Source organism: Izhakiella australiensis (genome assembly GCF_002006995.1).
In the GTDB taxonomy this organism is placed as follows: Bacteria; Pseudomonadota; Gammaproteobacteria; order Enterobacterales; family Enterobacteriaceae; genus Izhakiella; species Izhakiella australiensis.
Window position 1 is genome coordinate 186063 of sequence record NZ_MRUL01000001.1, and the last position, 25590, is coordinate 211652.

A 25590-nucleotide genomic window follows, 5' to 3' on the forward strand; every position below is an offset into this window, starting at 1 on the left:
TACGCCGGCATTGCAGCGTCACGCCTGGTGCTTCTGGAATTTAACCCATGCTTTGCTACCGCTTTGCGTCTGACGATTTTCCAGAATAAATTGCGCTCTGTGCAGCTGCGCGATGCGGGTGACGATACTTAGACCCAGACCAATGCCGCCGTAACGGCTATCCATGCGGGTAAAAGCGTTGCTGAGTTCGCCGCTTTTACTTTCATCAATGCCCGGCCCCTGATCTTCAACGATCAGCACCGGCTCGCTTAATGCTTCGCCTCTGATGGTGATTACCGATCCTGTGGGGCTGTAGCGGTGGGCATTTTCAACCAGGTTACGCAGTAGCACCCTAAGAAGGGTTGCGTCGCCACGCACGTTCAATCCGGCATTTGTGATTATATCGAGCCGCTGCTGGCGCGAAGCGAGCATCGAACGCATGTCTTGCGCCATCGGTAAAATGACATCTTGTTTTAATTCCACCTCCTGGTAGTTACCTGAAGCGAACGAGTGGCCGACGCGGGCAAGCTGCAGCAGCTGCAGCAGCTGCGACACGCTGCTGGTCATCTGATCGAGTCTGTGTATCAGCGGGCGCACCGTAACATGCTGCTTTTTTTCCAGCAGCTCAAGGTGCAGCCTCAGTCCGGCCAGCGGCGTGCGCAACTCATGGGCAACGTCGGCGGTAAACAGTCGCTCCCGCTCAAGGCTGGTTGTCAGACGCGCGATAAGGCGGTTAATCGCCTGAGCGACAGCATCGATTTCAATCACCGACTTTTGGTATTTGATTAACGTGAGGTCGTTTTCACTACGACTTTCTAGCTGTGATTGTAGCGCGGACAGCGGGCGGATAATCCATGTTACCGCCTGATAACAAAGCGCCAGCGTCATCACAATCATCATTACGCTGGGCATCGCCAGACTGAAAACCGCTTCTCTGATCTCTTTATCGATATGCTGTTGTTTGTCGACATTATTCAGAGCGGCTTCGACCATAAAGCCAACTTGCTCTTTGCTTTCGTGCCATAACCAGCAGACGCTGATAATCTGGCAAAATAAAATAATAAATCCGATGACCACCATAAGTCTGAAACGCAGCGTATTGTATCGTTGCATAACAAAATTATTTGCTGGCATTGCCTTGCTCCTCTGGCTTAATCAGCGCATAGCCAAAGCCGCGAATGGTTTTAATGGCTGAACGGCCCACTTTGTCACGCAGATTATGAATATGCACTTCCAGCGCATTGATTGAAGGCTCGCTTGCCCAGTTATAGATATCGTTAAATAAAATTTCCCGATGTACTGCCTGTCCGGCTTTGAGCATCAGACGTACCAGAATAGCGTACTCTTTCGGCGTTAACTCCAGCCGCTTTCCCGCATGATTGACCTGTTTCGCAGCGATGTTTAGCGCTAATTCCCCCACCTCAACCCAATCTTCGCCCTGGTTTTCACTACGGCGAATAAGCGCACGGATGCGGGCCATCAGCTCATCAAGGGCAAACGGTTTAACCAGATAATCATCAGCCCCTGAGTCCAGACCGATAATGCGGTCGGCCACGGTATCGCGGGCCGTTAAAATTAATACCGGTAGCCTGTTTTTCTGCCGCCGCAGGCGCAGCAAAAAGCGCAGCCCGTCCTCATCCGGCAGTCCCAGATCGAGTATGATCAGGCTGTAATGACCGCCAGCCAGGCAGGCTTCTGCGTAGCGCACCGTCGAAACGCCATCGCAAATATAGCCTTCACTTTCCAGCGCAGTAACCAGACCCTGTAGCAGCAGCTGATCATCTTCAACCACCAGTATTTTCATTAAAATCACTCCGCTTAAGGTTGGTTACGGCGCTGCCACTGTGACCAGCTATTTTGCCTGCTGGCAGCGCGGGTGGATTGTGTTCACTTTTGGAGTACGCGGTACGCCGATTGGTTGCATTTTCAGCAAAATGAATGCCTCAGATACCGATACCTGCTCCATTTGCCGGTAGCGCGGTTGCCCGGATGCAACCGCTAAAGCGTCCATCATCGACAGGTAAGATTAAGTGAACCTTAAGGTGCTTAAGCTCAGCTTAATATTTGTAGGATAGGGGGCGCTGATTTCTTCACCGCCGGTGGGTTATTCCGTTCGCCTGTGCGGCGGCTGGCTGATTTCTCCACCTTAGGTGGGTTGCTTATTTCACCCATGGTGGACTGTTCCGTTCGCCTGTGCGGCGAGTGCCATCGTTGCCCGCCGCTGCGGGCGACCGGCAAGGGGCCATCAAACGTCATGGTCCCTTGACCCCGGACTTCCGGCAGTTTCTGCGTGGCTGCGCCCTTCCCTCACGCATGTAGCCCGCCGTACGGGCCGTTCGCGATGCGTTCCCGACGCAGCGCTTACTTTCGCCGCATCCCTGCGGCTCACCCTGGCGGGCTTCATTCGTTCGGCGCAGAAAAGCCTGTTGGAGCAGGGTTGTGGGAAACGGCATCCGTTTTTTAATCGATAACGGCGTTGGGCGCAGATTTGCTGGTACCTCAACGTTGTTATCGAGCGGGTGGCTGATTTCTCCACCTTAGGTGGGTTGCTTATTTCACCCATGGTGGACTGTTCCGTTCGCCTGTGCGGCGAGTGCCATCGTTGCCCGCCGCTGCGGGCGACCGGCAAGGGGCCATCAAACGTCATGGCCCCTTGACCCCGGACTTCCGGCAGTTTCTGCGTGGCTGCGTCCTTCCCTCACGCATGTAGCCCGCCGTACGGGCCGTTCGCGATGCGTTCCCGACGCAGCGCTTACTTTCGCCGCATCCGTGCGGCTCACCCTGGCGGGCTTCATTCGTTCGGCGCAGAAAAGCCTGCTGGTGCAGGATTGTGGGAAACGGCATCCGTTTTTAATCGATAACAGCGTTGGGAAGCAGATTTGCTGGCATCTCAACGTTGCTATCGAGCTGGTGGCTGATTTATTCACCTCTGGTGGGTTGTTCCGTTCGCCTGCCAGGCAGGTGACTTATTTGCCCGCCGCTGCGGGCGACCGGCAAGGGGCCATCAAACGTCATGGCCCCTTGACCCCGGACTTCCGGCAGTTTCTGCGTGGCTGCGCCCTTCCCTCACTGCTTCAGCCCGCCGTACGGGCCGTTCGCGATGCGTTCCCGACGCAGCGCTTACTTTCGCCGCATCCCTGCGGCTCATCCTGGCGGGCTTCATTCGTTCGGCGCAGAAAAGCCTGTTGATACAGGTTTGTGGGAAACGGCATCCGTTTTTTATTAAAAAGCAAAAGACAGGTTACCGGTATTCAGTCCGGCGCAGACTTGGTTTTTTTACTAAAGCGATGAAGAAGTTTACGGGGGAGGAGAAGGCCCGGCTGATTTCAGCAGGCTCGCGGCCAGGGATGGCCGTGCGCCAGGCCACACGGACGTGCTTGTGCCGGTGCGGAAAGCAGCCGGGCCTTCTGTGACCTGGGTACCGGGCTTGCAGCAATGAAGGTCTGCCGTTTACGCACCAGGCCACACGGACGTGCTTGTGCCGGTGCGAAAAGCAGCCGGACCTTCTGCGACCTGGGTGCCGGGCTTGCAGCAATGAAGGTCTGCCGTTTGCGCACCAGGCCACATGGACGTGCTTGTGCCGGTGCGGGAAGCAGCCGGGCTTTCTGTGACCTGGGTGCCGGGCTTGCAGCAATGAGGGTCTGCCGTTTGCCAACCGTGCGGGTCGTTCGCGATGCGTTCCCGGCGCAGCGCTTACTTTCGCCGCTTCCCCTGCCAGGCTTCATTTGCCCGGCGCAGAAAAGCCTGCTGGTGAGCCAGTTTGCTGAAAACGGTGCCCGTTTAAAATTGATAACGGCGTTTTTCTGACTCTGCGCAGCTAACGCAGTGCCCGCTGCCGGCGTCGTTCTGTGTCATCCAGATGGTGCTGCATTGCGGCGCTGGCCGCTGCGGCATCGCCGTTGAGAATGTGCTCCAGCAGCGTTTTATGCAGCGGCAGCGACACCGCGTGGTTTTCGTTGGCGTCAGGGTTGGTCTGGCGCAATGACATGATCATTGTCGTGCGAATGGCATTGGCAATCGGCAGTAAAAACTGATTGTGACTGGCTTGCAGAATGGCAGTATGAAATTCAAGGTCGGCACGGATAAACAGCTCAACATTACCTTTGGACGCGTACATTTTTTCATAGGCGGCCTCAATGTGCGCCTTGTCCTCTTTACTACCGCGCGTGGCGGCCAGCGCCGCCGCAGGCGGCTCAACGATGCGGCGAACTTCCATGAGCTGCGCCAGGGTCTCCACGCTGTCGCCCATTTCGTTATGCCAGTCCAGAAACTGCGGGTCGAGCTGCTGCCAGGCGGTTCTTGGCCGCACGGTGGTGCCTTTCCGCTGGCGTGAATCAAGCATTCCTTTCGAGATCAATACCTGAAGCGCTTCGCGCAGCACGGTTCTGCTGACGCCGTAGTGTTCCAGCAGCTGGGTTTCATTGGGCAAAAGTTTGCCGGGCTGCAGTCTGCCGTCAATGATTTGGCGGCCAATATCCTCAACCAGCTGATCGGCCATAGTACGCTTCAATGAGGCGGAAAAAATCATATTTTATGAACTCCGTCAAAAAATCATATTTATCATATTTTATGAGTTAACCATTGCTGTTAACTATATCAGTAAGTTCGGTTTACGTGGCAGATATGAGGTTAAAAGTGAAAATCAAAAAGGTAACAACACACATCCTGTCGGCAAAACTTAGCGCGCCCTTCTCCTATTCCCGCGCCTGGTATGACACCCGTACCGCGATGCTGGTGGAAATTGAAACTGACAACGGCCTGACGGGCTGGGGAGAGTGCTACGGGCCTGCCATCATGACCGAGGCGGTGGTGCGTGGCATTACGCCCTGGCTTATCGGCGCCGATCCGCTGAAAAGTGATTTCCTCTGGGAGGAGATTTACGCCAACCTGCGCGATCACGGCCAGAAAGGGCTGGTGGTTGAAGGTTTGAGCGGCATCGATATCGCCCTGTGGGATATCCGCGGCAAGTATTTCTCCTGCCCGGCGTATCAGCTGCTGGGCGGCAGCCGGCGGGATGACGTGCAGGCGTATGCTACCGGCTTGTATCGCCGTCGCGAGGGCAATCCGCTGGAGTATTTGCCTGCGGAGGCTGCGGGCTACGTCGAGCAGGGATTTGCCGCGGTGAAGCTGAAAGTGGGCTTTGGCGTCAAGCAGGACGTGGCCATCACGGCGGCGGTGCGTGAGGCTATCGGCCCCGACGTTGAGCTGATGGTGGATGCGAACCATGCCTATGACGCGGTAGCCGCCATTCAGCTCGGACGGCAAATCGAGCAGTACGATATCAGCTGGTTTGAAGAGCCGGTGCCGCCGGAGGATCTCGCCGGCTATAAGGCGGTGAAAGCCGCGCTGGCGATACCGCTGGCCGGCGGGGAGTGCGAATACACCCGGCTGGGCTTTCGCGAGGTGCTGACGCAACACGCCATGGACATCATTCAGCCAGATATCTGCGCCGCCGGAGGCCTGTCCGAATGTAAGAAAATCGCTGATATGGCATGGAGCTTTGGCGTGCGTACTAATCCGCACGTCTGGGGCAGCGGTATCGGCATTGCCGCATCCTTGCAGTTCGTGGCGATGGTGCCCAGCCACACCCCGGCGTCGCTGAATCCGCAGCAGCCGATTTTTGAATTTGATCAGACCGAACATCCGGTGCGTATGGACATTCTGCAAACGCCGATTAGCCATCAGCGTGGACGCATCGCTATTCCTCAGGGGCCAGGGCTTGGCATTGAGATTAACCGCCAGGCTTTGCAGGCTTACAAGGTAAACTAATCATGCAACCAAAACATCATACTCCGCAGCAGGCCTCTGACAGCCCATGGCTAAAAATAGGCGGTTCCCTGCTGATCGGGATGTTTGTGTCGTATCTTGATCGTACCAACCTGTCCGTTGCGCTACCCGAACTTTCACAGGATTTAGGCTTCGCCGGCAGCAATTTTGCCCAGGTCTCCAGCTGGGCGCTGACCACATTTCTTATTGGCTACACCATTGCCAACATTCTGGGCGGGTTATTTACCCGCAACGCCGACCCTAAACGGGTGGCGCTCTGGTGTGTGACGTTGTGGTCAATTGCTACCGTAGCGGTCGGCTTTACTCACTCCATCTGGGTACTGCTGATTTGCCGGGTGATTTTAGGCATTACCGAAGGTATCTACTGGCCGCAGCAGTCACGTTTTGCCCGCGCATGGTTTTCGCCGCAGCAGCGCACCCGGGCGAACAGCGTGGTGCAGTTCTACGGTCAGTATCTGGCGCTGGCGCTGGGTTTTATTGTGCTGACGCCGCTTTATGACGCTTTTGGCTGGCGCGTGCTGTTTTTTATTACCGGCGGGCTGGGGCTGGTGGTTATCGTTCCGCTGTACATGAAAAATCTTCGTCCGGAAGCGGAGGCGCCTTATCGCGATGAAAAAGTGCATTCCTCGGTAGCCGTGAAGCTGAGCCTGGCATCCTTTGGCGGTCCGGCATTTTTCCTGCTGATTTTTACCTACATTGCACAGAGTATGTTGTTTTGGGGGATTACCCTGTGGATCCCGCTGGTGGTGCGCTCGCTCGGCTTTACCGGCTTCTCTCAGGCCATTGCCAGCGCGGTACCTTATCTGGCGGCGGTGCTGCTGGCGATCCCTATTGCGCGTATCAGTGATAAAACCAACCGGCGGGTACTGATTGCCTCGCTGGGGCTGCTGATTCCGGGTTGTCTGATTATTACGCTGCCGCTGATCGACAGCGCGGTGTTAAAAATCGCGCTGATTACCGTCGCGATGGGGTACTACGCCAGCAGCTTTACGCCAAACATTTGGTCGCTGATCCAAAATAGCGTAGCGCCGAGTGCTACCGGGCCGGCTGCCGGAATTATCAACGGCATCGGTTCCGGCGGCGGCGGCACCATTGCCGGGCTGCTGGTCGGTATGATGTATATGAAAACCGGCTCGTACCTGGCGGGCTTTGTGGTGATCGGCATTATTGTGGTGTGCGGTGGCTTGTCATTAATGCTATGGGGACGGCTGCAAAGAAAACCGGCGGCCAATCGGCCGCCGCTGGGGGCGGATAGCCAGCAGCTCAACTAGCTGATAATGACCTGCGGCGGCTTAAAACCGCCGCAGGTATTAATTTTACCGTTAATTAAACAAGACTGTATTGGGCTGGCACTTGCGCTAATCCCCCTTTGGCATTGCCGCCAGGACAGGGAAGCGGCTTGCCGGACGTGCAGTAGCGATAACCACCCGCTCTGTCGGCTACGGGGTTGGAGTTGACGCTAACCAGGCTTTAGTAAATTCAATAAAATTTCCCGCCAGCGACCCGGCCAGATAGTCCTCCCAGACCAGGCTGATAGAAAAAGTGGCGTGCGCATCAACAATGGGAATACCGGCCAGATTAGCCGGCAAGGCGCCCCGCAGCGAAGAGCCCAGTACGGTAATTCCCATCCCCATGGAAACCAGGCGCAGCAGAACGGGAATATCGTCGCCTTCGTCGACTATTTTCGGTAAAAAGCCGGTTTTAACACAGGCCCCTTCAAGGAGGGCGCGAAAAGAACGCCATCTGCTAATCGAGCCAACCACCCACGACTCGCCAGCCAGGTCGGCGAGGTGAACGCCTGAGGCGCTCGCCAGCGCATGGCTGCGCGGCAGCACCAACATAAACTGCTCCCGGTCGATAATGATATGACGTTCGGGATCGCTACAGGCGACTGATAGCATAAAGCCCAGATCGATTTCGCCGCGCTTAAGTGCCAGCAGCTGCTCTTCTGAGGACATCAGATAGGTACTGACCCGAACCTGCGGGCATTTTTCTTTAAAGCGAACCACGATTTCTGACATCCGGCTGTGGGTGGAAAGCGCCGAATAACTGGCAACCAGGGTTCCGGCTTCTCCCGTTGCGGCCTGGCGTGCCGAACGCACCGCCAGGTGAAGCTGATCAAAAGCCAGGCTGGCTTTTTCCGCCAGCAGCGCTCCGGCTGCGGTGAGCGAAACCTGGCGGGTGGTGCGCGTCAGCAGGACTAAGCCCAGCTCCTCCTCCAGCGCTTTAACCGCACGGCTTACCGCCGGCTGGGCGATAAACAGTTTCTGCGCGGCGGCTCTGAAGCTGAGCGTTTGCGCCACCACTAAAAACGTTTGCAGGCGCTCCAGATTAGGCAAGCGCGTCATTGATAACCATCCGGCATCAATAGCCCCCTCAATTGATCTTGGACTTTGTTCCTCGCAGACACAAATATCGATCCTGTACCCCACAGTCCGCGATGCACTGGAAAGCCGCGTATATCTGATAAAAAAACAGGAGAAAATGATGTCTGACAACCGCAACTTACCACAAATTCTGGTCACCGCCGCACAGCTGGCCGGCTCGGATAACGTTAAGCGAAACGTTGAATCAATGGCTGAAATGTCAGCCCAGGCGGCGCAAGCAGGCTCGGATATGATCGTATTTCCTGAAGCCGTCATGTTTGATTTTACGCAGCCGGGAGACGTGATCGCTGAGACCGCACGTGAGTATGCCGATTATTTTGAGCACAGCCTGAAAGAAATTGCACAGCGTAACCAGATCGCCATCGTAGCCGGAATGTATGGCAAAGCTGAAGGCAATTTATCGACTAATACTGTGATTGTGATCGATGCCTCAGGCGCCCAAATTGCGCGCTATGACAAGCTGCATAATTACGATGCTTTTAACTTTTGTGAGTCCAGCAAGCATCGTCTGGTTGAACTGCAACCGGAGTTTGCCGAGCTGAGTCTGTTTACCATTAAAGGCATCCGCTTTGGCGTGATCAACTGCTATGACCTGCGTTTTCCGGAAATGGCGCGCGCCTTGATCGATAAGGGCGCCGATATGCTGGTGGTGTCATCCGGATGGGTGGCAGGGCCGCTGAAAGAATCCCAGTGGACAACGCTGCTTAAAGCCCGTGCGCTGGAAAATACCTGCTTTGTGGTGGCATCCTGCCAGCCTGCGCCTGGCTCTGCGGGTCTGAGTATGGTGGTTGATCCGTTGGGGATCCCGATTGCCGCCGTTCCTGAATGCGCCGGATTAGCAACCGCCCTGGTTTCTATGACGCGCCAGAATCAGGTTCGTGAAATATTACCCTGCGTTTCCCAACGTCGTTATGCCGTGGTGCAAAATCACCATAGCCCGCTCGCCGTAGCGCAGCGCGGGGATGCTCGCCATGAATAGTCATTCTTCGGCAATTTCGGAGCCGGCAAGCGCGGCGGCGACGGATAATCAATTCCGAAAAGTGGTGACCTCCGCGGCAATTGGACAGTTCGTCGAATGGTACGATTTTGTTATCTATGCCTATTCGGCGACGGTTATCGCCAACGTTTTTTTTCCCGGCGCGGACCCGGTCGCCGGGCTGCTGGCGGCCTTTGCCGCTTATGCCGTCGGTTTCCTGATGCGGCCCGTCGGCGGGGTGGTATTTGGCATTCTCGGCGATCGCATCGGCAGGCGAAGCGTACTGGCGTTAATCATCCTGCTAATGGGGGCGGCGACCGTTGGGGTGGGGCTGCTGCCCGGCTACAACGATATTGGCCTGATGGCGCCAATACTGCTGGTGGTTTGCCGGCTGGTGCAGGGGCTTTCCGCCGCCGGCGAGTCGACCGGATCAAACTCCTTTGTTGCCGAGCACTCACCGGATGGCAAGCGCGCCCGGTACGTTGCTTTTACCTATTCATTTTCAAATGTCGCGCCGATCTTCGCCGCTGCCTGCGTGCTCTGTACCATTAATTTGCTGGCGCCGGATGAGTATGAAAGCTGGGGATGGCGCATCCCGTTTTTGATTAGCGGTCCGCTGGCGTTTATCGGGCTGTATATTCGCCGTATGGTGGATGAATCCCCCGTGTATCAGGCGACGGTGAGCGCCAAAAAAGTTTCCTCACAGCCGCTGCGCGATGCTTTCAGGCAGCATAAAACCGCCATGATGTTCTGCTTTGCCTTATCGGCGCTCAGCAGCCTGGGTTTTTATACCCTGAGCGGCTATTTCGCGTCTTATCTGCAAAATACCGTTGGGCTTAGCGCAAACAAGGCGCTGATATCAAACGGAATTTCTTTGCTGGTGGCATTTATAATGATGAACATTGGCGGCATCCTGGCTGACCGCTACGGCAGAAAACCGATTCTGATTACCTCGATTGTGCTGTGCACATTGCTCACCATCCCGGCCTATATGATTGCAGCGCAAGGCACCTTCTGGAGCGCGGTTGCCGGGCAGTGTCTGCTGGCGGCGGTATCCGGCCTGTTCTGGGGGCCGCTGCCCATCACGCTGTTAGAACTGTTCCCCACCCGAACGCGCTTCAGTGCGTCATCGGTCAGTCTTAACCTCGCTTATGCGCTGTTTGGCGGCACGGCGCCTTATCTGGGCACCTGGCTGGTTGCCAGCTCCGGCAGCAAAATTGCCCCCGCGGTGTATATGACGGTGGTTACCGTACTGGTATTACTGGTTACCTTAAAAATTCCCGAAACCTTCCGATCATCGCTGTTGCACAAGGAGGACAGCTGACGGTAGAGGGAGGAAGGCGTTCCGGCAACGCGGCGGCTTAAGGCTGGCGTCATGACTAAGGGGCAGGGGCGGCGTCCGACCCTGCTTTCACGCCGAAGTCCGCTGTGGATGGGGCCACGCCGGGCTGGCAGCTAACGGCAACACTATGATCTTTTGAAATAGCCTTGCGGCGTATCGCCCATCGCTTTTTTAAACATGGTAATAAAGGCGCTGGAGCTGCGATAGCCCAGCTCGGCGGCGATAGTGGCGACGGGCATGCCCTTGGCCAGCCGGCTAATGGATTCCACCAGCCGCAGCTGCTGGCGCCACTGGCCAAAGGTATAGCCGGTCTGCTGCAAAAACAGCCGACTTAAGGTTCTGTCGCTGGTGCCAATGCGATCGGCCCATGCTTTGAGCGATTCGCAGTTTGCCGGTGCGGTCATTAAACCTTTGCAGATTTTTTGCAATCTGCGGTCTGCCGGCAGCGGCAGGCAGCCTTCCTGAAGCTCCTGCGCCTCAAATAGCCCTTGCAGCAGCAGCGGCGTAATCATCTCAGTGAGGGTATATTTCTCCAGCTTACGTTCCTTCACCATCTCCAGTGTTAGTTCGCGCAGCAGAGAGGAAACCATCAGCACGCTGCAGTTTTCTTTGTGATTAATCCACCTGTCGGGTTCAATATAGATGCTATGCATCAGGGTTTCGCCGATAGCATGAAGCTCATGGCCGATACGCGGTATTAGCAGTAAGCCGCGATGGGGGCCAAGTGTCCATGTGCCGCCGTTGGTAATAATCCTCAGCACGCCGCGGGTGGTAAAGACAAACTGCAGCTGCTCGTGGGAATGCCAGGCAACTCTTTCGCCATTGCGGTACGCATAAGTATTGGCGATCACCGGGCGCGACTGCGGCTGATAGCGTTCACCGGAAAATAGTTGCCACGTCTCTTCCACAATATCTCCCCGTATCAGGCGCAAATAGCGCCATAGAATGTCGGTTTTGCAAAACTTATTGGCAGTACATCTTAGCACCGCCTTTGGTATCATCAAGAAATGAAAATAGAAATTATTTTCATTCTTATTTATAAACTAAAACCATAGGCCATGCTTTATTCGTATCGGAATTGATGACATGAAATTTTCGCAATTTTATGGGGTTGCTGGTGCGCTTTCTTCACCATCGGGGAAATATCCACTTTTTATTTACGGGGTTCTGTCTTTACTCCCTTCTGCAATGGCATCCGCGGCACCCGCAGCCGCTGCGAATGACCGGCAGAACGTCATGGTTGTCACGGCGCAGCCCGCCGCAGAGACCGGCACCGGACCGGTATATGGCTACGTGGCTAAACGCAGCACGGCCGGGACGAAAACCGACACGCCGCTGATTAAAACGCCGCAGTCGATCTCGGTGGTGACGCGCGATCAAATGACCATGCAGAATGTCCAGAGCGTTGCCCAGGCGCTGCGCTATACCTCCGGCATTGCTTCTGAGCAGCGCGGTGCGAATACCGATTCGCTTGAGTATCTGTATGCCCGGGGATTTCTGGTTGATCAGCTATGGAACGGGCTTTATACCCCCGGGCCAGCGGGCGGTTTTGGCTTTAACGTCACCAGCTTCGATCCCTATATGTTTGAGCGTATCGAAGTATTACACGGCCCGGCCTCGGTGCTTTATGGCCAGGGCTCGCCGGGCGGCGTGGTGAACATGGTCAGCAAGCTGCCCGATAGCCATCAGGTCAATGAGGTTGGAGTACAAACCGGTAGCTACGGTCGCCGACAAGGATTTTTCGATATTGGCGGGGCGCTGGACCAGAACGACAATGTTCTGTTCCGGGTGGTGGCGGATGGTTTTGCCAGCGATACGCAAACCAAATTTGTTGAACAGAAGCGCTTCTCGATTGCACCGAGCCTTGCCTGGCAGCTGAGTGATGATACCCGCTTTACGCTGTACGGTAATTATCAGACCGATCCGGACGCCGGCTATTACAATTCTTTCCCGCTCGGCGGTCAGACGGCGGTATCACGTCGCTTTAACCCCGGCGAGCCTGACTTCGACAGCTTTCGTAAGACGCAGGGGGCAATTGGCGAGACGCTGACGCACAGAATTAACGATGTCTGGTCGGTTAAACAAAGCTACCGTTACCTGCGCAATAACCAGACGGTGCAGTATGTCGGCAATGACGGTTTTAATGCTGATGGCACCACGTTAAAGCGTACGGCTTATCTCAATACCGGCAGCGTCCACGCCCATACGCTCGATAACCAGGCGACGGCCGCTTTCAGCACCGGCGCTTTGTCGCATCAGGCCACCTTTGGCGTCGATTATCAGCATATCGACTACGATCACTGGTTTTACAGCTCGCCAGCGCCCGGCCTGAACGTCAGCAACCCGCAGTACGGGCAGAGCATTCCGGCACCCGACTTTCTCTATGCCACCTCGCTGGCGGTAACACTCAAGCAGCTTGGGGTTTACGGCCAGGATCAGATCGATATCGGAAACTGGTCATTTCTGCTGGGAATGCGCGAAGACTGGGCGGATAACGACACCAAATCCTATAAAACGGGTGAAGTGAAACATCAGGCGGACCGCGCGTTTACCTGGCGTCTGGGCAGCGTTTATCAGTTTGATAACGGCATTGCTCCCTTCGTTAGCTACTCCCAGTCCTTCCAGCCGCAGGTGGGGGCGGATTTTGATGGTCATGCCTTTACCCCCTCGAAGGGCGAGCAATATGAAGCCGGGGTGAAATTCCAGCCTAAGCAGAGCAATAGCTTTATTACCCTGTCGTTGTTCCAATTGACGAAAAGCGATGTGGCGACGTCCGATCCACAGCATCAGGGCTTTAACGTGCTGACCGGCGAGGTAAGGTCGCGCGGCATTGAGGCCGAGGCCCATGCCAGCCTCAGCAACCACCTACAGCTGATTGGCAGTTACACCTATACCGATATCACCAACACCGAAAGCACGACCGCGACGAAAGATAAGGCGCCGGTGGGTATTCCCCGCAACGCCGCTTCGCTGTGGATGGATTATTCGCGCTATTCCGGCCCGCTGGCCGGGTGGCAATTCGGCGCAGGAGCGCGTTATATCGGCGGTTCTTACGGTGACAGCGCCAATAGCTTCACCATCTCGTCAGCAACGCTGGTGGATATTGCGCTGCGTTACGATCTTGGACAGCTGACGCCGAAGCTCGGCGGATGGAGCGCCTCGCTGAACGGTAGCAACCTGTTTGACCGCCATTACGTCGCCAGCTGTTCCGGTACCAGCTATTGCAACTGGGGCCAGGGCAGAATGGTACTGGCCGGGCTTAAATATCAATGGTAAATAGCAGGCCGCCGGGGATCTCCCGGCGCGATTTTCTACGCTTGTCCGCTATGCTGGCGCTGGCGCCGGTCAGCACGGCGGTATATGGCTCGTCTGACGCCGGCGGCGTGGTGGTGCTCGACTGGATGCTGACCGAGTCGCTGCTGCTGCTGGGGATTACGCCGCTGGCGATGGCTAACCCTGCTGGCTTTCGTCAGACGTTTCACAGCGTATCGCTGCCGGCGTCAGTGAAAGATGTTGGCTTGATTTATCAGCCAAACCTGGAACTGCTTACCCTGCTGCGTCCCAGACTAATTATTATCAGTCCGTCTCATGCCGCTATTGCTCCGCTGCTGGAAAAGATTGCGCCCACGCTGAGCGTTGGCGCGGTGCAGGGGGCTTCCGCCTCGCCTTTTACGCAGGTCTGCGCCGCACTGACGCAGCTTGGCGCTTTTTTTCACCGCACTGAGCGGGCGCGGGCGGTGATCTTATCGGCGCAGAAGGCCATCGAAACCGCCCGAAGGCGCGTTGTCGCCTGCCAGACGCAGGTAGCCCGTAAAATATTTATCGTGCAGTTTATCGACGAGGCGTTTATCCGGCTATTTGGTTTGCAGAGCCTTTACGGTGAGATGCTGGAGCGGGTAGGGGCGCATAACGCCTGTACGTTGCCAACCCCGGTCTCTGGTTTTACTACCACCGGCTATGATGCGCTTTACGCGCAACCCGATGCGCTGCTGGTTGGCTTTGCCCCCCTGTCTGCGGCGGTACAAACGATGCTCCGTCAAAATCCAGTATGGCAAGCGCTACCCTTTCGCCAGCCTGGGCGCCATGTACTGATTCCATTGATCCCGCCGAACGGCGGCGTGGCATCGGCTATGGCGTTTGCCGAACGGCTGGCGCAGGGCATCGCTATCATGTCAGGCGCGCCGGATGCTGACCTCGGACAGCGACAGGTATTGCCATGAAGCGCCTGCTAACTCTGGTGCTGATAGCTGCGCTTAGCGTTACGGCGGCCGGTTTATTTTTAAACCGGGTGACTCAATACCTGCCTTTCTCGCTGTGGTCTACGGCGCTATTGACGCCTTCGGCTTATCAGACGGCTGGCTTAATCTTCCTGTATAACGACTTGCCGCGACTGTTAATCGCCTGCGTCTGCGGTGCGGGACTGGCCTTTTCCGGCGTGATAGCCCAGCAGATGCTACGCAATCCGCTGGCAGAACCAATGACGTTGGGTATTGCATCGGGCGCCTGGCTGTCGCTGTCGCTGGCAACGGTGTTTTTTCCCGTGACGCTGACTTTAGGCCGGGCTCCTGTGGCCTTCGTCGGCGGTGGGCTGGCGCTGTGCATGGTATTGCTGATTGCCTTACGGCGGCGCAGTGCCGGGCAGGCGTTAATTCTGGCTGGGATGATTCTGAACCTGTGTTGTAGCGCGGTTGGCGTTATTCTGGCAATGCTGTATTTCCGCCAGCTGAATTTTATGGCGCTCTGGGGCGGGGGATCGCTGGCACAGTATGACTGGCACGGAATAGCGCTGCTTAGCGGGCGTTTACTGCCATGTATCGGCTTTTGCCTGCTGTTTATCCGACCGATGACGATTTACGGAGCAGGGGAAAACCAGGCAAAGCACCTCGGTATCTCATTACCCTGGCTGCTGACGGCGACGATGGCATCCACCCTGCTGATAACGGCATTCATCGTCAGCAGCGTTGGTACGATAGGTTTTATCGGACTGGGAGGACCGCATCTGGCGCGTCTTGCCGGTGCGCGCCGGTTGCGCGATCGCCTGCTCTGGGCGCCGCTTATCGGCATGGTGCTGCTCTGGCTGGCTGACGAAATCGCGCGGAGATTGTCCGGGGGATGGGGGATTGCGATCCCAACCGGCGCGGTGACTACGCTTATCGGCGCACCGGTTATTCTCGGCTATTTATCACGTGCGCGTGCGGCCGGGACGACGTCTGCTGCCGTTACTGAAAGGATGCCGCCAGGGACGCAGCGGCCCTTTCGCATGGCTATTTTTAACCTGATGCTGTTACCGCTATTGAGCCTGCTGTTTCTTACCCTTGGTAAGGGGCTGACTGGCTGGCAGCTGGAGATGCCCGGCTACAGCGATCCGCGTTTTCTGATGCGGATCACGCAACTGAGCGCGGCGATCGCCGTTGGCGTGCTGCTGGCGGTGGCCGGCGGCATCATACAGCGGCTCTCGGCCAACCCGTTGGCCAGTCCCGACCTGCTGGGGATCACCTCCGGCGGCGCGCTGGGCATCACCGGTGCTATTTTCCTGACCCAGGCAACGACCGCTGGCGTGATGCTTGGCTGTGTCGCGGGCTGCGGTGCGGTGCTGCTATTGTTACTCCTGCTGGGGCGCCGTTCCGCCTATGCCCCGGACGTATTACTGCTGGCTGGCGTCTCGCTAACCCTGCTGCTGCAAGCCATTTCCACGGTGGCTATGGCCAGCGGTGATCTGCGCGTGATGCAGCTGTTCAGCCTGCTTATCGGCTCCACTTACAGCGTCACGCCAGGGGCCGCCGCCATTGTGATGCTGGCGGCTGTCGGACTGCTTGCGGCGCTGCCGCTGCTGGCGCGCTGGCTGCTGATCCTGCCGTTGGGAAGCCAGGTGGCTTATGGTCGCGGGATTAATGTGTCGCTGGCTCGCCTGACGCTGTGGTTGATCAGCGCGGCTGCCACTGCCGTCGCCACCATGATTATCGGTCCACTGTCATTTATTGGCCTGATCGCGCCGCACATCGCCAAATCGCACGGTTCCGGCAAGCCGCTGCCATTTCTGCTTACCGCCGCCTCTTTTGGCGCGCTGCTGATGCTCAGTGCCGACTGGATTGGCCGCTGGGTTCGTTTCCCCTATGAAATCGCCACCGGCGCCATCGTTTCACTTATCGGCGGGCTCTATCTGGCGCTGGTGATGCTCAGAGGGCGTTAAAAAACGCGCCAAACGGCGCGTTTTTTTGCCTGCCTTTCCCGTCCCGGTTCGACGCTATTGTGAGTAACCTCTTATTTACATCAATTAATCATTCCATTAACTGGATAAAAATATCGCCCCCTCGCTATAGTAGTTTTGTTTTGTAAAACTTGGTTGTACAGAGTGAAACCTAGCTAATCCTGCGATGGCCGCCGCCAGTCCGAATGCAGTGGCTGACAGACGGCAACGCCGTGGATAAAGCCGCACACCTGAGGGCGAGCATGGAAATCGTAAACGCACCCCATCAGCCAGTCAGAGAGCAATGGCTGGCACTGCACAGAGAAGACGCGCTGTTACCACAGCTGAAGGTTGTGGATGCGCATCATCATCTGTGGGATCGCCAGTCCGGGCGCTATCTGGCACATGAATTCAGTCAGGATATTCAGACATCGGGACACCGCATTGTTTCATCGGTCTACGTCCAGTGCCGGTCAATGCTGCGGCAAGACGGTCCGGATGCGCTGAAGCCGGTTGGCGAGGTGGAGTTCGCCAGCGGCGTGGCGGCGATGTTTGCCAGCGGGCACTACGGCGATGCGCGAGGATGTGAGGCGATTATCGGCGGTGCCAGCCTGCTGGCCGGGGATGGGCTGCAGCAGGTTATCGATGTCATGATGCAGCACTCTGGCGGTCGGCTGCGCGGCATGCGCAATCCGTTGGCCTGGCACCAGGATCCCCGGGTTGCCTCAAGTCCGGCATCGCCGCCGGCCGGATTGTCTGCGGATGCGGATTTTCGACGCGGTGCCGCCTGTCTGGCGCGCAATGGATTACCGCTGGACGTCTGGGTTTATCACACGCAGCTGGAGGAGATCGCCTGCCTGGCGCGTGCGCTGCCCGAACTGCAGATTATCGTTGATCACTGCGGCGGCCCGATAGGCGTCGGGCCTTACGCTGGCCGGCGCGACGAGGTGTTTCAACAATGGCGCGGCAGCATGATGCAGCTGGCGGCGTTGCCTAATATCAGCATCAAAATCAGTGGGTTTGGCATGACGGTGATGGGCTATCCCTTCGCCGAGGCGCCGATGCCGCCTGATTCAGCGACCCTTGCTCAGCAATGGCGCCCGTGGTTTGAAACCATTCTCGCGCTGTTCGGCGCTGAACGCTGCATGTTTGCCAGTAATTTTCCGGTAGACAAAGGCATGTTCAGCTACGGTGCGTTCTGGAATGCCTGCAAACGGCTGGCGCAGCAGGCATCGGACGCCGAACGGGCGCAACTATTCTGGCGCACTGCCGCCACTCGTTACCGCTTAGCTTCTCTGGAGAAGATTAATGAACAGCAAAACGCAGCAGAATAACGTTCAGTCCGTTAGCCCCGGCGCAGCCCCCCAGGCTGTCGCTTATAGCACAGCGGAAAAGCGGACTCTGGCGCTGGGTGGACTGGGATGGGCGTTTGAAAGCTACGACTCCTTTTTGCTGTCGCTGCTGCTGCCGGTGCTTGGCCTCGTTTTTGGCGTCAGTAAAACCGAACTGGGTCTGTTTATCAGCGTCACCGCCGGCGGGCAGATAATCGGCGGTATTCTGTTCGGCTTCGTCGCCGATAAAATCGGACGGGTCAAAACTGCGCTGATCTGCATTGCCATCTATTCACTGTTTTCCGGCCTGCTGGCGTTTACCCATAATCAGCAAATTTTTACCCTGCTGCGCTTTTTTGGCGCGCTGGGAATGGGCGGCATGTGGACGTCCGGCGCGGCGCTGATTGCCGAAACCTGGCGCCCGGAGCGTCGGGCGCGCGGCGGCGCGCTGATGCAAATGGGGTTGCCGATTGGCGCCATCCTGGCTATCGGCCTGACGGCGCTGGTGACCTCGCTGACCGGCGGACTGGAGCAGGGCGGCTGGCGCTACCTGTTCATGATTGGCGCGCTGCCGGTATTTATCATGATGGTGGTGGCCTATATCACGCCTGAATCGCCGGTGTGGCTGGCGCGTCAGCAGGCAAAAACCGCCAGCCGATCCGCGCCGGTCGACATGGGCAAACAGAATTTAAAAGGATTGCTGCTGGCATTCACCTTCATCTTTTTTATCCAGTACCTGTTCTGGGGCGTGTTTACCTGGACACCGACCTATCTGCGCGAAGTTAAGCATCTCGACTTTCTGCACAGCCTCAAATTTGTGCTGGCGCTGCAAACCGGGGCTATTGCTGGTTTTCTGGTGTTTTCGCTGCTGGCGGATAAGTGGGGGCGGCGACCGATGTTTCTTATCTATCTGCTGATCGGCGCGGTGGCGGTGGCGCTTTATCTGATTACCACCCAGCCGCTGGTGCTGATGATGGCTATTTTTATGGCGGGCTTTGGCGTAAACGGCATTTTCGCCGGTAGCGGGCCTTTTCTTGCCGAAATCATCGGCGATACCACCTCGCGCGGCTTTCTGATGGGGCTGGCTTATAACGGCGGTCGGCTGGGAGGATTTATCGCTCCGCTGCTGATTGGCGCCGTCGCCAGCGTCGGCGGGTTTACCGCCGGGCTGGCCACCACCGTGGTTGCCTTTCTGGCGGCGATGGTTGTGGTATGGCGGGCGCCTGAAACCAAAGGCGTCAGGCTTAATTAAGCTGCATCAGCATTAATGCGTGAACCATCAGCACCGTTTTCCTGAAAAACATAATGATACCCTGCGAGGAAAAAATGACTGAGCAAAGCCTGAAGCACGCCGCAGACAGCGCGGCGCTGGAGCAAGAAACCATGCGCCGGGTTATCTGGCGCATCCTGCCTTTTCTGATAGTCAGCTATCTGGTTTCCATTATCGATCGCGGCAACATCGGCATGGCATCGCTGCAGATGAACCAGGATCTCGGATTGAGCAAGGCGGCCTTCGGCTTTGCCAGCAGCCTGTATTTCGTCGCCTACTTCCTGTTCGAAGTGCCCAGTAACCTTGCGATGCAAAAGGTGGGGGCGCGGCTCTGGATCCCGCGCATTATGATCAGCTGGGGCATCGTCTCCATGTGCATGGCGCTGGTGCAAAACAGTACCTCACTCTACATTGTCCGCTTTTTGCTTGGGGCGGCGGAGGCCGGATTTTTCCCCGGCGTGGTGCTTTATCTGACCTGGTGGATCCCCTCACGCTATCGTGCGCGTATTATCGCTTCCTTTATGGTGGCGATCCCGCTGGCAAACTTTATCGGCTCACCGCTCTCCGGCTTGATCCTGACGCTGGATGGCTGGCTGGGGCTGCGCGGCTGGCATCTGCTGTTTATTATCGAAGGGCTGCCGGCGGTGCTGATGGGCATTGCGGCATTTTTTGTGCTCAGCGATCGACCCCATCAGGCCAGATGGCTGAGCAGCGAGCAGAGGAACTGGCTGGAAACCACGCTGCGGGCCGAGCGCGAAAAGCGGAAACATATCGCCAGGGTATCGACCTGGCAGCTGCTAAAACATCGTCATATCTGGCTGATGGCGCTGATTTATACCGGTGCCTCTTCTGCCGGGACCACCCTCAGCGTCTGGTCGCCGCAGCTGCTGAAATCATTCCACCTTGATAATCTGACTACCGGCTTACTGAATGCGATTCCTTACGGTCTGGCATCGGTGCTGATGATCGTCTGGGGACGTAACTCCGATCGCACCAATGAACGTCGCTGGCATACGGCTCTGACGCTGTTTATGATCGCCGCTGGCGTTCTGGCGGCGTTTATCAACCTTTCGCTGCCGGCAACCGTGGTTATCCTCAGTCTGATTCTGGTGGGCGCTTATGCAATGAAGGGACCGTTCTGGGCGCTGGCGGCAGGCTGGATGGACAGCAGTTCAGCCGCAGCAGGCCTGGCGGCCGTGGGGGCGATTGCCAACCTGATTGGCGGCGTGGTGATGGTAAACGCCTACGGTATTATTAACCAGCGAACCGGCAGTCATACGCTGGCACTGCTGCCGCTGGCCGCGCTCTGTCTGGCCGGTGGGATAGCGGTTCTGCTGATGGGGCGTCGATTAAGCGAAGGCCGCGCCAGCGAAACCCAGACCACCCATTAAGCCATTCGACGGCCGGTATATACCGGCCGCTGACCGGGATTAAACGCCATTTTGCAACGTCTGCGCACCGTAAAACTGTTCGCAGAAGTGCTTGCTGGCGCCGAGCTTAACGGACAGCCGGGCGGCGCAGCCGCTCATTAGCTGACTGAGGCCCTGCTCCTTGCGTGACTCGGTCAGGCGCGATGCCGGTCCGGTAAGCGCCAGAGCGGAGATCAGCTTGTCATTCACGCCAAATACCGGCACGGCGAAGGCGGCGGTGTGCGGATCGCGCGCGCCGGAGGTATAAAGCGGAATGGCCGGCTGGTCATCAAATAACGCCTCTCCTAATCCCCAGTAGCGCAGCACCTGACTGATCGCCGAGCTATCCAGCGGAAACATGGTGCCGGGCAGGCGGCTGTGGCGTAAACCTTCGGAGGCTTCAGCGCGAAACAGACACAGGCGCTGCCCGCTATCAATGACGTACCAGCTGGCGCTCTCATGGGAGGCCTGTGCCAAAGCATGTAATTCGGGCTGCACCACGCTCGCCAGGTGGAAAGATTGTTCATAGAGCTTGCCGAGATAAAGCAGGCGCGGGCCTAACGCGTAACTGCCGTTGTCATATCTGACGATATAGTTCATCCGTTCAAGCGAGTTCATCAGACGGTAGACCGTGGTTTTGTGATAACCCGACAGCTGCGCCAGCGCCGTCAGCGTCAGGCTCTCTTCACCGGGACGAAAACAGTCCAGCAGAGCCAGCGCTTTTTCCACAGCAATAACGCCTTCATTACCCATCATTTTCTCCTTTTATGCTCGCAACTGAGTTTACCCGAATTTTGTGAGTTACATCGTGTTTACATCACAAACGCCGAGTTGCCGCTGGCTAAAAGGCAATCATCATCGCTATAGTTATTTTATATTGTACATTCTGGTTGTACTTAGTAAAACTTCAGGAGCCACAGATGTCTGATTCAGTAAAACCGATGATTAACCGCCAGTTTGAGCGCGTTCCGGCGCAAGAGGTTCGCCAGGCTGCTGAGTATCAGGCCGCCATTCTTGCCGATGTGCTAGGACGCAGGGGGACCCTGCACGGCAGAATCAAGCCGCTGGCACCGCAGATGCGGGTTGCCGGACCGGCGATTACCGTGGAAGTTCGCCCCGGAGACAATCTGGCGATACACGCGGCGCTGGCCGTTGCCCAACCGGGCGATGTCATCGTGGTCGACGGTAAAGGCGATTTAAGCTGCGCGCTGCTGGGCGAAATCATGGCGACTCAGGCTGAGGCTACCGGCATTGCCGGCATCATCATCGACGGCGCAGTGCGGGATGCCGATGCGCTGAGTCAGCAAAGCTACCCCGTGTTTTCTGCCGGGCTTAACCCCTGCGGTCCAACGAAGCTGATCCCAGGCAAGGTCAATTATCCTATCTCCCTGGCCGGCGCGCCGGTGCAGGCGGGCGATCTGGTGGTTGGCGATGTGGACGGCGTGGTGGTGATCCCACGTGATGAAGTAAAAAGCATCATTGCGCTGGCGGAGCAAAAGCTGGCGGGTGAAAACCAGCGTATCGCCGCGATTCGCGCCGGCGACACGCGTCCCCATTGGCTGGAAGGCGCGCTGCAAAAGGCTGGCATGCTGGCGCACGGGGAGACGCTGTAATGAATGGCAAAAAAGTGATTCTGATAACCGGCAGCGATCTGGCTGAGGAAGCGCTGGAGATGCTCAGCGATTATGAGCTGGTTTTTGCCGGCCGGCAGGCAACGGAAGCGCAGCTGCTGGCGCTGTGCCAGCAGCACAATCCGCAGGCGATCCTGGTACGCTACGGAAAGATTAGCGCGGCCATTATGGATGCCGCTCCGGCGCTGCGGGTGATTTCCAAACACGGCAGCGGCATTGATGTTATCGACCAGGCGGCGGCGGCGGCGCGCAACATCGCCGTCTGTTCAGCGCCGGGCGCTAACGCCGCGGCGGTAGCCGAACACAGCTGGGCGCTGATACTGGCCTGCGCCAAATCCGTGCTGCCGCTGGATAAGCGGCTGCGTGAGGGATTCTGGGACAAAGCGACCCATAAATCCGTTGAACTGGAAGGGCGTACTCTGGGCCTGGTTGGACTTGGCGCTATCGGCTCGCGCGTTGCGCGCATCGGGCAAGCCTTTGGCATGAAGGTTGTGGCCTTTGACCCCTATGCCCGAACGCTGCCGCCGGAATGTGATGCGGTGGAAACGCTCAGCGCTCTGCTGGAGCAGGCAGACGTGATTTCACTGCACTGCCCGCTGACCGAACAGAATCGCGGCATGATCAATAAAGATATGCTGGCATTGGTAAAACCTGGCGCCATTTTGGTTAACACTGCGCGCGGCGGCCTGATTGACGAAGAGGCGTTAGCCGACGCGCTGCGCAATGGCCCTTTGCGCTGGGCGGCGCTGGATAGCTTTAGCGTGGAACCGCTTAGCGCGCCGCATCCGTGGCAGCATCTCAACAACGTTATCATTTCCCCCCATGTTGGCGGCGTCAGCGATGTTTCTTATATCAAAATGGGCACCACGGCGGCGCGCAATCTGCTGAAGGTGTTGGATGACGCTTTGCAGCAGGAAGGGGTCTCTCCATGATGTTTCTTACCTCTCCGGAGGGGCGTGAGGCCGAGGTGTTTACCCGGCTGCCGGACGCATTCCGGCAGCCGGATCCAACCAATGCCTGGGCGCTGGCAAACCGGGGCGGCCACGCCGTGGATTCCTTTCTTGAAGGCCCGGTCTGGCATCCTTCCGGCTGCCTGTACGTCACTGATATTCCCTATGGTCGAATTTTTCGTGTCGATATGGAGGGCGAATGGCAGCTGGTGGCGCAGTATGACGGCGAACCGAACGGCATGAAGCTGATTGATTCTGACACGCTGCTGATCGCAGATTATCGCCATGGGTTGATCCGGCTTTCGCTGACGGATGGCTCGCTGCGCCCATGGCTGACGCGGCGCAACAGCGAGAGCTTTCGCGGCCTGAACGATCTGACTCTGGATAGCCGGGGAAATCTCTATTTCACCGATCAGGGGCAAACCGGGCTGCACGATCCCAGCGGCCGGGTATACCGGCTGGCACCAGATGGTCGGCTGGATGTGTTGCTGGCTAACTGTCCCAGCCCTAACGGGCTGGTGCTTTCTCCCGATGAAAAGCTGCTTTACGTCGCGATGACGCGCGGCAATTGCATCTGGCGCGTTCCGCTGCAGGCGGATGGTTCCGTCAGTAAAGTGGGGCAGTTCTTTACCTCACATGGCCCCAGCGGGCCGGACGGGCTGGCGATCAACGCCAGCGGCGAACTGCTGATCGCCAATCCCGGGCTGGGACGCGTCTGGTTGCTGAACGATCTGGCGGAGCCGACGACCATCCTGATAAGCCCGCTTGGCCGCTCGACCACCAATCTGTGCTTTGGTGGTGCGTTACATAACCAGCTGTTTATCACTGAATCGGTAAGCGGCACTATCCTGCGCAGCAGCCTGCCGACGCCTGGCGCTGAGCTTCCTTATCTTACGACTCCAGCATTCTAAATATGACCGCGCCGCAGAGCGCTATGGAGATATCCTTGACCCTACAAACCACGACGGACGCCGTGTCCGACAGCCAGACGCATCCACAGCAGGATGAGATGAGCCACAGCGACAAAGCCCTGAGCGAACGGGCGGCGGCAAAAGCCTTTCGTCGCATCCTGCCGTTTATTTTTATTTGCTACGTCGTCAGCTATCTCGATCGCACCAACGTTAGCTTTGCTGCGCTGGGAATGAATGCCGATCTCGGTATTACCGCCGAACAATTCGGTTTTGGCGCCGGCATGTTCTTTATTGGTTATTTCCTGTTTGAAATTCCCAGCAACCTGGCGATGCAGAAGATCGGGGCGCGTATCTGGATCGCCCGTATTATGATTTCCTGGGGGCTGATTTCAATGGCCACCGCTTTTGTGACCGGTCCGACCAGCTTTGCCATTGCGCGCTTTTGCCTTGGCATGGCGGAGGCCGGATTTACACCGGGCATCTATCTGTTTTTTACCTACTGGTTTCCCGGCAGCTGGCGCGCCAAAATTACCGCCGCGTTTCTGGTCGGCATCCCGGTGGCGAATATTATTGGCTCGCCCATTTCCGGCATTCTGATGCAGCTGACGGGCCATGAGCATATCCGTAACTGGCAATGGCTGCTGATGCTTGAAGGATTGCCGGCCGTGCTGCTGGGCCTGCTATGCCTGATTTTTCTCGACGATCGCCCGGCGCAGGCTCGCTGGCTCGATATGCAGGAAAAGCATCTGTTACAGCGGCGGCTGGACGTGGAACAGCGGCAGATTGCGGCGAAGCATGGGGCTGACATGAAGGACGCCTTGCGCAACCCGCTACTCTGGCTACTGGCGTTTATTAATTTTTGCGGCATCGTTGGTTCAATCGGCGTCGGCTTATGGATGCCGCAAATTATTAAACAGCTGGGCGTCAGCCATACCACCACCGGTTTTCTTGCCGCCTTGCCCTATATCTGCGGCGCGCTCAGCATGCTGCTGTGGGCGCGCAGGGCAAATGCTTCAGCGCATCGCATCCGCTGGATCAGCGGCGCGCTGTTGATTGCCGCCGTTTCGCTGGCATGCAGCGCGCTGGTAAGCCTGGCGTTTATTAAGATGGTTGCGCTCTGCCTGACGGTGAGCGGCATTCTGGCCTTTCAGGCCTCCTTCTGGGCGTTGCCAACCGGCTTTTTGACCGGGAACGCCGCGGCGGGCGGCCTGGCGATTATCGTCTCGGTGGGCAATCTCGGCGGTTTTTTTGGCCCGTCACTGATTGGCTATGTGCGCCAGATGTCCGGTGGCTTTATGTGGGCGTTGCTGTCGGTATCCGTGGTGTTACTGATTGGCGCGCTGGCGGTGGCAACGGTGCGCGATCCTTACCGTAGCAGTGAGTGAGCCTGGGCTGCCGCCGGCAAAAGCGGGCGGGTTCGCCGCACAGCG

General features: G+C 57.4%; 21 protein-coding genes. 15 read left to right on the top strand and 6 right to left on the bottom strand.

Annotation, left to right across the window (positions count from 1 at the left end):
* Positions 1-18: 18 nt before the first annotated feature.
* Both pmrB and pmrA read right to left on the bottom strand, forming a co-directional pair.
* Positions 19-1113 carry a two-component system sensor histidine kinase PmrB gene (gene pmrB, locus BTJ39_RS00800; protein ID WP_096777665.1) on the bottom strand — a complete coding sequence of 365 codons (1095 nt, stop codon included), beginning with the start codon at positions 1111-1113 and terminating at the stop codon, positions 19-21.
* Positions 1100-1783, bottom strand: a complete 684-nt coding sequence (pmrA, locus tag BTJ39_RS00805; RefSeq protein WP_078000763.1) for a two-component system response regulator PmrA — start codon at positions 1781-1783, stop codon at positions 1100-1102. The genes pmrB and pmrA overlap by 14 nt, the downstream gene beginning before the upstream one ends.
* Positions 1784-2748: 965 nt before the next feature.
* Here pmrA and BTJ39_RS00810 point away from each other — a divergent pair.
* Complete coding sequence (locus BTJ39_RS00810) at positions 2749-3168, top strand: hypothetical protein (protein WP_078000764.1); 420 nt, start codon at positions 2749-2751, stop codon at positions 3166-3168.
* 628 nt (positions 3169-3796) lie between these two features.
* On the opposite strand, the gene BTJ39_RS00815 is transcribed toward BTJ39_RS00810, so the two are convergent.
* On the bottom strand, positions 3797-4507 hold the full coding sequence (locus BTJ39_RS00815; RefSeq protein ID WP_078000765.1) for a FadR/GntR family transcriptional regulator: 711 nt from the start codon (positions 4505-4507) through the stop codon (positions 3797-3799).
* 107 nt (positions 4508-4614) lie between these two features.
* On the opposite strand from BTJ39_RS00815, the gene BTJ39_RS00820 reads away from it, so the two are divergent.
* Together BTJ39_RS00820 and BTJ39_RS00825 are read left to right on the top strand one after the other, a co-directional pair.
* A complete protein-coding gene (locus BTJ39_RS00820; protein WP_078001233.1) occupies positions 4615-5748 on the top strand; it encodes a mandelate racemase/muconate lactonizing enzyme family protein in 1134 nt (377 codons plus the stop codon).
* A 2-nt stretch (positions 5749-5750) separates the two neighbouring features.
* Positions 5751-7037 carry an MFS transporter gene (locus tag BTJ39_RS00825; RefSeq protein WP_078000766.1) on the top strand — a complete coding sequence of 429 codons (1287 nt, stop codon included), beginning with the start codon at positions 5751-5753 and terminating at the stop codon, positions 7035-7037.
* Positions 7038-7205: 168 nt separating this feature from the next.
* Here BTJ39_RS00825 and BTJ39_RS00830 read toward each other — a convergent pair whose 3' ends face one another.
* A complete protein-coding gene (locus BTJ39_RS00830; RefSeq protein WP_078000767.1) occupies positions 7206-8114 on the bottom strand; it encodes a LysR family transcriptional regulator in 909 nt (302 codons plus the stop codon).
* A 139-nt stretch (positions 8115-8253) separates the two neighbouring features.
* On the opposite strand from BTJ39_RS00830, the gene BTJ39_RS00835 reads away from it, so the two are divergent.
* Together BTJ39_RS00835 and BTJ39_RS00840 are read left to right on the top strand one after the other, a co-directional pair.
* Positions 8254-9132, top strand: coding sequence for a nitrilase-related carbon-nitrogen hydrolase (locus BTJ39_RS00835; protein WP_176110158.1), 879 nt, complete (start codon positions 8254-8256; stop codon positions 9130-9132).
* A complete protein-coding gene (locus BTJ39_RS00840; protein ID WP_176110160.1) occupies positions 9125-10453 on the top strand; it encodes an MFS transporter in 1329 nt (442 codons plus the stop codon). The genes BTJ39_RS00835 and BTJ39_RS00840 overlap by 8 nt, the downstream gene beginning before the upstream one ends.
* Before the next feature lie 143 nt (positions 10454-10596).
* Here the strand turns inward: BTJ39_RS00840 and BTJ39_RS00845 are convergent, their stop codons facing one another.
* A complete protein-coding gene (locus BTJ39_RS00845; RefSeq protein ID WP_176110163.1) occupies positions 10597-11379 on the bottom strand; it encodes a helix-turn-helix domain-containing protein in 783 nt (260 codons plus the stop codon).
* Between the two features lie 178 nt (positions 11380-11557).
* On the opposite strand from BTJ39_RS00845, the gene BTJ39_RS00850 reads away from it, so the two are divergent.
* The 6 genes from BTJ39_RS00850 (at position 11558) to BTJ39_RS00875 (ending at position 20650) form a co-directional block, all read left to right on the top strand.
* Positions 11558-13747, top strand: coding sequence for a TonB-dependent siderophore receptor (locus tag BTJ39_RS00850; protein ID WP_078000771.1), 2190 nt, complete (start codon positions 11558-11560; stop codon positions 13745-13747).
* On the top strand, positions 13741-14691 hold the full coding sequence (locus tag BTJ39_RS00855; protein ID WP_078000772.1) for an ABC transporter substrate-binding protein: 951 nt from the start codon (positions 13741-13743) through the stop codon (positions 14689-14691). Before BTJ39_RS00850 ends, BTJ39_RS00855 begins: the two co-directional genes overlap by 7 nt.
* On the top strand, positions 14688-16661 hold the full coding sequence (gene fhuB, locus BTJ39_RS00860; protein ID WP_078000773.1) for a Fe(3+)-hydroxamate ABC transporter permease FhuB: 1974 nt from the start codon (positions 14688-14690) through the stop codon (positions 16659-16661). The genes BTJ39_RS00855 and fhuB overlap by 4 nt, the downstream gene beginning before the upstream one ends.
* A gap of 260 nt (positions 16662-16921) precedes the next feature.
* Positions 16922-17992 (top strand): amidohydrolase family protein, encoded by a 1071-nt coding sequence (locus tag BTJ39_RS00865; protein WP_078001234.1) that lies wholly within the window; start codon positions 16922-16924, stop codon positions 17990-17992.
* Positions 17967-19241, top strand: a complete 1275-nt coding sequence (locus BTJ39_RS00870) for an MFS transporter (RefSeq protein WP_078000774.1) — start codon at positions 17967-17969, stop codon at positions 19239-19241. The genes BTJ39_RS00865 and BTJ39_RS00870 overlap by 26 nt, the downstream gene beginning before the upstream one ends.
* A gap of 74 nt (positions 19242-19315) precedes the next feature.
* Positions 19316-20650, top strand: coding sequence for an MFS transporter (locus tag BTJ39_RS00875; RefSeq protein ID WP_078001235.1), 1335 nt, complete (start codon positions 19316-19318; stop codon positions 20648-20650).
* 39 nt (positions 20651-20689) lie between these two features.
* Here BTJ39_RS00875 and BTJ39_RS00880 read toward each other — a convergent pair whose 3' ends face one another.
* A complete protein-coding gene (locus BTJ39_RS00880; protein ID WP_078000775.1) occupies positions 20690-21421 on the bottom strand; it encodes an IclR family transcriptional regulator in 732 nt (243 codons plus the stop codon).
* Between the two features lie 167 nt (positions 21422-21588).
* On the opposite strand from BTJ39_RS00880, the gene BTJ39_RS00885 reads away from it, so the two are divergent.
* The 4 genes from BTJ39_RS00885 to BTJ39_RS00900 all read left to right on the top strand — a co-directional run bounded on the left by BTJ39_RS00885 (position 21589) and on the right by BTJ39_RS00900 (position 25545).
* Positions 21589-22281: an RraA family protein gene (locus BTJ39_RS00885; protein ID WP_078000776.1), complete on the top strand. Its 693-nt coding sequence runs from the start codon at positions 21589-21591 to the stop codon at positions 22279-22281.
* On the top strand, positions 22281-23231 hold the full coding sequence (locus tag BTJ39_RS00890; RefSeq protein ID WP_078000777.1) for a hydroxyacid dehydrogenase: 951 nt from the start codon (positions 22281-22283) through the stop codon (positions 23229-23231). Before BTJ39_RS00885 ends, BTJ39_RS00890 begins: the two co-directional genes overlap by 1 nt.
* Complete coding sequence (locus BTJ39_RS00895; RefSeq protein ID WP_078000778.1) at positions 23228-24160, top strand: SMP-30/gluconolactonase/LRE family protein; 933 nt, start codon at positions 23228-23230, stop codon at positions 24158-24160. Before BTJ39_RS00890 ends, BTJ39_RS00895 begins: the two co-directional genes overlap by 4 nt.
* Positions 24161-24258: 98 nt before the next feature.
* On the top strand, positions 24259-25545 hold the full coding sequence (locus tag BTJ39_RS00900; RefSeq protein ID WP_096777672.1) for an MFS transporter: 1287 nt from the start codon (positions 24259-24261) through the stop codon (positions 25543-25545).
* Positions 25546-25590 lie beyond the last annotated feature (45 nt).